We start from the raw sequence: 7635 nt of genomic DNA, 5'->3' as shown, positions 1-7635 counted from the left end.
CACCTCCACCGCCGCCGTCACCAGCAACAGCCCGTCATCGTCGAAACCACGCACCCCCGAACACCGCAGAGATTCCCCGAGCCCCGCCGCGAAGGCCCGCAACTCGGCAACCACCCCCGTCGCAGCACACGGACCGGGCGCGGCATCCGCATCAAGGCGTTCCAGGAGGTTCGTCACAACATGAGTCTATCTCAGATAGAACAAACTATCTAGGGTGAATACACAATCAGATACGTTATATCGAATATCGGTCAGACCTGGTTCGGCGAAAGCCCGCACGGGAAACTCAGGGTTCTGTCGACGGGGCCGCCTACGCTGGATGGGTGCGCCGCATCCTCTTCGACTCCCCCGTCAGCCGGGCCGGTTACTTCTACGCCACCACCGTCGGCGTGATCTGGGGGTCGATCTGGAGCACCGGCAAGGTCGAGCGCCGAAACGGCCTCATTATCTTCCGCGGGATGCCCGCCTGGTCATTCGGTCGCGGCGGATCCTGTGTCGGCGGCTGCTACCTGACCAACCAGAACGTGTCGACGGCTATCCTCGAACACGAGGCCGTGCACAAACGCCAGTGGCAGCGATTCGGCATGGTCTTCCCGCTGCTCTACCTGGTGGCCGGTCGCAATCCGCTGCGAAACCGTTTCGAAATCGAGGCCGGTCTCGCACAGGGCGGTTATGTCACGTAGCCCAGAAGTCGAAGAATAGCCATGTCAATATCCCAGGGGGACCAAGAATGACCGCACGCACCATCGTGATCACCGGCGCCAGCGACGGGATCGGCGCCGCCGCCGCCCGCGCCCTGAGCCAGTCCGGCGACCGCGTCGTGATCGTGGGCCGCTCGCCCGCCAAGACCGCGGCAGTCGCCGAGTCACTCGGCGCCGACTTCGTCGTGGCCGACTTCGCCTCCCTCGACGAGGTGCGCACCCTCGCCGCAGAACTGCAGGAGCGCTACCCGCGCATTGACGTCCTCGCCAACAACGCCGGCGGCATCATGGGCGAGCGTGAAATCACCGTCGACGGCCATGAGAAGACCCTCCAGGTCAACCACTTGGCGCCGTTCCTGCTCACCACCCTGCTGATGGACCGGCTCGTCGCCAGCCAGGCCCGGGTGATCAACACATCCAGCGCCGCCAACGTACTCTTCGGCAAGATCGATCTGGGTGATCTGCAGGCTGAGACGAAGTATTCCCCGAACAAGGCCTACGGCGACGCCAAGCTCGCGAACATCCTCTTCACCAGGGAACTCCAGCGCCGCTACAACGATCTCGGACTCACCACGGCGGCCTTCCACCCCGGCGTGGTGGCGACCAGCTTCTCCACCGGGTCGACAACCCTGATGCGGCTCATCTACCAGACGCCGCTGAAGCGACTGCTCCTCGGGGCGGAGCAGGGCGCCGACACCCTGGTATGGCTGGCCACCGCGAGACCGGGCACCGACTGGGCATCGGGCGAGTACTACGAAAAACGTCGCATCCAGAAGGCGAACAAGCAGGCCTACGACCAGCAGCTCGCGACCGACCTCTGGGAGCTGAGCTCCACGCTGGTCGCCGCACACTCGGCGCCGCTAGCCTCCTAGCCACCTAGCTACCTAGCCACCTAGCCACAGCCTCCGGCACTGGGCTTCCTGCGGGAGGCTCCCGGTGTCGAACGAATGTGACGGAGATTTTGCTGTGATAGCGCTCTCTCCAGGCTTCCAGGCCTGCGTGGCCTAAAATCTCCGTCGAATTCGTTCGGGGCAAGGTCTGCTAGCGGCGTGACGGCACGGCCACGACCGGCTGACGTCGGCGCGGCACGATGATCGGGGTTCCCGACTCCGGGTCAGGCAGGATGACACAGGGCAGCCCGAAGACATCCTCGACCAGCTCCGCGGTCAGGATCTCGGTGGGATCACCCTGCTTCACGATCTCACCCGCACGCATCACCACGAGGTGGGTGGCGTACCGCGCGGCCTGACCCAGGTCATGCAGCACCATCACCAGGGTGCGCCCCTGCTCGTGCAGCCGGGCGCAGAGCTCCAGTACCTCGTACTGGTGATTGATGTCGAGGAAGGTCGTGGGCTCGTCGAGCAGCACGAGCTCGGCCTCCTGCGCCAGCACCATCGCGATCCAGGCCCGCTGCCCCTGCCCGCCGGACAGCTCGGCCAGGTAGCGATCGCCTAGATCGGCGATGCCGGTGGCCGCCAGCGCGGCGTCGACGGCGCGGGCGTCATCGGCCGACCACTGCCGCAGCAGTCCCTGGTGCGGGTAGCGGCCACGGCCCACGAGGTCGCGCACGGTGATCGCCTCAGGCGCGAGCGGGCTCTGCGGCAGCAAGGCCAGTTGCCGCGCGACCGCCCGGCTCGGCAGTGAACGGATGGGCGCGCCGTCGAGCAATACCGTGCCGTTCGCCGGGGGCAGGGTGCGGGCCAGGGCCTTGAGCAGCGTCGACTTGCCGCAGGCGTTGGGTCCCACGATCACCGTGAAACCGCCGTCGGGCAGGTCGAGGGTCAGGTCGTGGACCACGACCTGCCGGCGGTAGGCCAGGTGCAGGTCGCGGGCAGCCAGCCGAGAGGTGGGCTGGGATCCGGGCATCAGGTGACCGTTCCTTTCTTCCAGTGGGAGAGCAGCAGGAAGCCCAGGTACACACCGCCGAGCACGGCCGTGAGCACCCCGACGGGCAGCTGAACGGGGAGCGGCGACTGCTGGGTGAGCAGGTCGGCGAGGGCCAGCAGCAGCGCTCCGGTGAGGGCCGACGCCACGATGCCAGGCCCTGGCGCGTGAGTGAGGCGCTTCGCGATCTGCGGGGCGGTCAGGGCGATAAACAACACCGGTCCGACCACGCTGACCGCGGCGGTGGCCAGCCCGATCGCCACCAGCACGGCCAGAACGCGCGTGAGCGCGCTGCGGGCGCCCAGGGCATCCGCTTGCAGATCCCCCATCTCGACCAGTTGCAGCCGACGAGTCAGGGCGAGCGCGCACGGCAAGAACACGGCCAGGCTCATCGCGATCACAGACACGTGGTCCCAGGAACGCGAGGCCAGGCTCCCGCTGAGATAGGCGGCGAGGGTCGTGGCCTGCTCACGGCCGGCCCGGGCGAGGGCGAACTGAACGAAGGCGAAGGCCATGGCCGACACGCCGATGCCGACCAGCAGCATCCGACCGGGTGAGGAGAACCCGCGCCCGGTGCCGACGAAGACCAGCCCCATGGCGGCGAGCGCGCCCAACAGTGCGCCGAGCGGCACCGGCAGGATACCTGTCCAGAGCAGTCCGAACGCCGCGGCCCCGGCGGATGCGCCGGCCGACAGCCCGATCACGTCCGGGCTGCCGAGAGGGTTGCGGGTGACCGTCTGGAACAGGGTGCCGGCCACGCCGAGCGCGGCTCCGGCACCGAGGGCCACGAGCAGTCGCGGGCCGCGGAGGGTGCCGAGAACGATTTCGTCGGTACCGGTTAGAGGACGACCCCGCAGCGCGGCGACCACGTCGGGCAGGGCCACGCCGAGTCGGCCGAGGGTGAGGGTGAGCCCGGCGACGACGAGCACGGCCAGCAGGGTGGCGGCCACCACGGCCACCGATCGGCGGCGAACCGGCAGGCTGAGCCAGTCCCCGGCGCGGAGCACCGTCGGACGCTGCCGGGTCGGGCGCGGCAGGGTCGGGCGCGGCAGGGTCGGGCGCAGCCCCGTGCGCCGCGGGGCGCTCACTCTCGCTCCGCCATTCGGCGCACGGCCAGCAGCAGGATCGGGGCGCCGACGAAGGCCGTGATGATGCCCACCATGAGCTCGGCCGGGCGGGCGACGATCCGCCCGAGGATGTCCGCGAGCAGCAGCAGCACCGGCCCGGCGACCAGGCAGTACGGCAGCAGCCAGCGGTGGTCGGCGCCCGTCACCGTGCGCACGATGTGCGGCACGGCGAGGCCGACGAACCCGATCGGGCCGACAGCGGCGGTCGCCGCCGCCGCCAGCAGGGTCGTCGCGACCGCGCCGAGCAGTCGGGTGCGTCCGACGTGCGCGCCGAGGGCCTGGGCGGTGTCGTCGCCGAGGGCGAGCGCGTTGAGCGGGCCGGCCAGCAGCAGGGCGAGCAGCAGGCCCGCGAGCACGAACGGCAGCACGTCGATGATGACCTGCGGGTCGCGGCCGGCCAGGGACCCGACCACCCAGAAACGGTAGGCATCGAAGACGGTCGGCAGGCTGAGCGTGATCGCCGAGATGACGGCCGAGAGGATGGCGGTCACGACCACGCCGGCGAGCACCAGCCGCACCGGCGTGCCAGGCCCCCGGCCGAATCCGATCAGGTAGACCGTGATCACGGCCAGGAAAGCGCCCGGCAGCGCCACCCAGACGCTGGTGGCCGCGGAGCCGAGCCCGAAGAAGGCAGTGCCGACCACGATCGCCGCGGCCGCGCCGGCGTTCACGCCGAAGAGGCCCGGGTCGCCGAGCGGGTTGCGGCTGACTCCCTGCATGACCGCTCCGGCCACGGCCAGGCTGGCGCCCGCGAGCAGTCCGAGCACCGTGCGCGGGATGCGGCTGGCCACCACGGTGTGCGCGTAACTGTCGCCGGGGGCGAAGAGAGCAACCCAGACATCCGTTACCGGGATCTGCTTGTTGCCGACCATCAGGCTGAGGAGCACCACGAGTCCCAGCACGAGCACAGCGCCCAGCAGTCCGAGGGCACGCCCCGAGGCGCGACGCCGCCGCGCACCTCCCGCCGGCAGGAAGGCGTGCACCGTGGAGGAGCGGGGCCGCGCGCTGACGAGGGTCATGTCGGGACTGCCCGGGGATCCGTGCCGGCGCGCGCTACTGCGCGGCGGCCGCGGCGGCGGCGATCATCGGCACGTAGGCGTCGAGGGCCCACGGCACGGAGAGCGGGGTGAGCATGCTGGACGCCATCGCGAGCTGGTTGTCGACGCTCGGCACGTAGGACCCGCGCTCGAACGCCGGGATCTGGGCGAACAGCGGCTGCGCCTCGATCGCGGCCTGGTTCGTCTCGTCGTTGAACCAGGTGAAGAGCACGTCCACGTCGTTCAGCAGGTCGGCGCGTTCCAGGCCGACGGTGGAGGAGAAGCTGCCCTCAGTGAGCGGCACGGCGGAGGTGGTGGAATCGAGGGTCAGGCCGAGGCCGGAAATCAGGTCGACCCGCGAGTCGCCCTCCTGGTAGATGGCCAGCTGCCCGGGTTCGGCGGTGTACACGTAGGCGAAGCTGAGATCGGCGAATTCGGGGTGTTCGGCGGCCGCGGCGTCGAGGGCGGCCGTGACACCGTCGATCAGCGCGGCGGCTTCGTCACTCTTGCCGAGGGCCGTGCCGATGATGGTGATCTGGTCGTCCCAGGCGGTGCGCCAGGCGGCCTCCGGAAAGGCCACGGTGGGGGCGATCGCGGACAGGGTTGCGAAGTCCTCCGCCGAGAGGCCCGACTGCGGCGCCAGGATCAGGTCGGGGGCCAGCTCGAGCACGGCCTCGACGTCGACCTCAGGGTAGACGTCGAAGGTCTCCGGCAGCTCGGCCCCGTCGTCCTCGATGGCCGCCCGCACCCAGGGGAAGTACTCGTCATCGTCGCCGCCCCAGGTGGCCGCTTCCACGCCCACCGGAATGGTACCGAGCGCGATGGCGGTGTCGGCCGAGCCCCAACCGATGGTGACGACCCGTTCGGGCGCGCTCTCGATGACCGCGTCGCCGAGGGCGCTCTCGATCGTCACCGGGAATGAACCGGACGTGTCGGCGCGGGCAGCAGGGTCGGCGTCGGCGCCAGGGGCGCAGCCGGCCAGCAGCAGCAGGGCCGCGGTGGCTCCGGCGAACGCGGCTGCGCGTCGGATGCCCCGTGCGTGAAAGGACGGGAAGAGGGAGGCAGACATGGGCGTTCCTTTCGACGGGCGCGAGGCGCCGGTGCGTGCGAGACGAGCGGGGAGAAATGCAGGTTCGGGCTGGCCGGACTAGTTCAGTTCGGACTTCCCGTCGCGCCAGTAACCCATGAAGGCGACCTGGCGGCGGTCGAGCCCCGACTCCGAAACCAGGAAACGGCGCAGGCGCTTGATCACGCCGGCCTCGCCGGCCAGCCAGGCGTAGAGACCGTCGGTGGGGCAGCCTTCCGGGACCTCCCAGAGCACGTCGCCTTCCGGATCGACGGCGGAAGCGTCCGCGGGTTGCCCCGCGGTCTGCCGCGCCGCCAGGCAGCCCTCCGCCCAGCCGCGCACGGCCGGCTCGAGGCGGGCACCGCGCACCCCGGAGCGGGCCAGCCAGGAGACGCGCACCCCGGCCGGGGCATCCGTCGTCAGGCTGTCGTCGGCGCAGGGCACCTCGATGAAGGCGGCGCCGCGGGCGTCCCGGGGAAGGGCCTTGAGGATGGCGCAGATCGCGGGGGCCGCCGTCTCGTCGCCGGCGAGCAGCAGAGTGTGGGCCGTGCCGGGCTGCCACTCGATGCCGACGCGCGGGTTCTCGCCCTCTGCATCCGGGCCGACGATCGCGACCCGGTCGCCAACGGCGGCCTCGGCCAGCCAGCGTGCCGCCGGGCCACGGGTGTGGCGGGCGTCGACGGCGTCTTCCCCGGGCCCGTCGCCGTGGTTCACGAAGTCCACGTCGACCTCGCGCAGGTGCGGTCGCGCCCGGCTCACCGTGTAGGTGCGCAGCGGGTTGCGGTGTTCGTCGGGCAGCAGGCGCCAGCGGTCGTACCAGGAGTGATCGGCCGGGAAGTGCGCAAGCCCGGACTCTGGAAGCGGCAGTACGAGCTTGATCCGCTGGTCCAGTCCGGCCGTGCCGAACCGGTGCAGTTCGGGGCCGGTGAAGGTGACCCGGGTGAACGAGGGCGACAGCCGGAGCACCTGCGCGACCGCGACGGCATACGGCCGGTAGCTCGCGCGAGGGCGGGTGGCGGCGGGTGCATCCGACGAGGTAAGCATGCCCTAAGTATGGCATGCCTAACCTAACCTAGACTACCCCGTTCGCAGTGGCAGTCCGGGGCGGGGGCGCGCATGATGGTCTCGGGGGCATCGCGCCGTCCCGAGTGGAAATCGGAGTGAAAGTCACAGAGTGGCTGTCAGCCAAGTGGAGGAACAGCATGAGCTACGCACACACCGTCACGATCAATGTCTCATTCGACGAAGCGGTCCGGATGACCCGCGAAGCGCTGGCCGACCAGGGCTTCGGCGTGCTGACCGAGATCAATATGCAAGCCACCTTCGCCGCCAAACTCGGCCAGGAGGCCGCCGACGCCGTCGGCGAGTACCTGATTCTCGGCGCCTGCAACCCCGCCCTGGCCCAGCGGGCCGTGACCGCCGACCCCGGAATCGGCGCCCTGCTCCCCTGCAACGTCGTCGTGCGCCGTCACACCGGTGACGCGGAGACCACCGTGGAGGCCCTCGACCCGGCCATCATGGCGCAGCTCAGCACCACGCCGGAGATCAAGCAGGTCTCCATCGAAGCAGATGCCCGGCTGCGCGCAGTGCTCGCCGCCGTGCTGGCCGGCGCCGCGCAATAACCCACGCAGCAACGCCCCCAAACTGTCTGGAACGAATTCGACGGAGTTTGTGCCAAAAATGATCCCGAACCTGCCGAAACCCTCTGCGTCAAGCTGCTTGTGAGTCACTTCACAAGCAGTAGGAGGCAAGGGAATGTCGATCAGCCCGGGGTTCAACGCGGCGGAGATCCGCGAGTTCGTCCATGAGTACCAAGGGGT

8 protein-coding genes are annotated in these 7635 nt (G+C 69.9%); 3 read left to right on the top strand and 5 right to left on the bottom strand.

Going from position 1 to position 7635, the window contains the following annotated elements:
- Positions 1-323: 323 nt before the first annotated feature.
- Both E3O65_RS02515 and E3O65_RS02510 read left to right on the top strand, forming a co-directional pair.
- The gene (locus E3O65_RS02515) at positions 324-683 is read left to right on the top strand and encodes a Fe-S oxidoreductase (RefSeq protein WP_134362186.1); all 360 of its coding nucleotides are present in this window, start codon (positions 324-326) and stop codon (positions 681-683) included.
- A 47-nt stretch (positions 684-730) separates the two neighbouring features.
- Positions 731-1573 (top strand): SDR family oxidoreductase, encoded by an 843-nt coding sequence (locus tag E3O65_RS02510; RefSeq protein WP_134362185.1) that lies wholly within the window; start codon positions 731-733, stop codon positions 1571-1573.
- Positions 1574-1742: 169 nt separating this feature from the next.
- Here the strand turns inward: E3O65_RS02510 and E3O65_RS02505 are convergent, their stop codons facing one another.
- The 5 genes from E3O65_RS02505 to E3O65_RS02485 form a co-directional block, all read right to left on the bottom strand.
- A complete protein-coding gene (locus E3O65_RS02505) occupies positions 1743-2567 on the bottom strand; it encodes an ABC transporter ATP-binding protein (protein ID WP_134362184.1) in 825 nt (274 codons plus the stop codon).
- Positions 2567-3673: a FecCD family ABC transporter permease gene (locus E3O65_RS02500; protein WP_241985570.1), complete on the bottom strand. Its 1107-nt coding sequence runs from the start codon at positions 3671-3673 to the stop codon at positions 2567-2569. Before E3O65_RS02500 ends, E3O65_RS02505 begins: the two co-directional genes overlap by 1 nt.
- Complete coding sequence (locus E3O65_RS02495; RefSeq protein ID WP_134362183.1) at positions 3670-4731, bottom strand: FecCD family ABC transporter permease; 1062 nt, start codon at positions 4729-4731, stop codon at positions 3670-3672. The genes E3O65_RS02500 and E3O65_RS02495 overlap by 4 nt, the downstream gene beginning before the upstream one ends.
- 34 nt (positions 4732-4765) lie before the next feature.
- The gene (locus E3O65_RS02490) at positions 4766-5818 is read right to left on the bottom strand and encodes an iron-siderophore ABC transporter substrate-binding protein (protein WP_134362182.1); all 1053 of its coding nucleotides are present in this window, start codon (positions 5816-5818) and stop codon (positions 4766-4768) included.
- Positions 5819-5896: 78 nt separating this feature from the next.
- Positions 5897-6859: a siderophore-interacting protein gene (locus tag E3O65_RS02485; protein WP_134362181.1), complete on the bottom strand. Its 963-nt coding sequence runs from the start codon at positions 6857-6859 to the stop codon at positions 5897-5899.
- 158 nt (positions 6860-7017) lie between these two features.
- On the opposite strand from E3O65_RS02485, the gene E3O65_RS02480 reads away from it, so the two are divergent.
- Positions 7018-7437, top strand: a complete 420-nt coding sequence (locus E3O65_RS02480; RefSeq protein WP_134362180.1) for a DUF302 domain-containing protein — start codon at positions 7018-7020, stop codon at positions 7435-7437.
- The last annotated feature ends 198 nt before the right edge of the window (positions 7438-7635 follow it).

The sequence above is a fragment of the Cryobacterium breve genome (genome assembly GCF_004402375.1).
Lineage (GTDB): Bacteria > Actinomycetota > Actinomycetes > Actinomycetales > Microbacteriaceae > Cryobacterium > Cryobacterium breve.
This window is presented reverse-complemented; position numbering and strand designations above follow the sequence as displayed.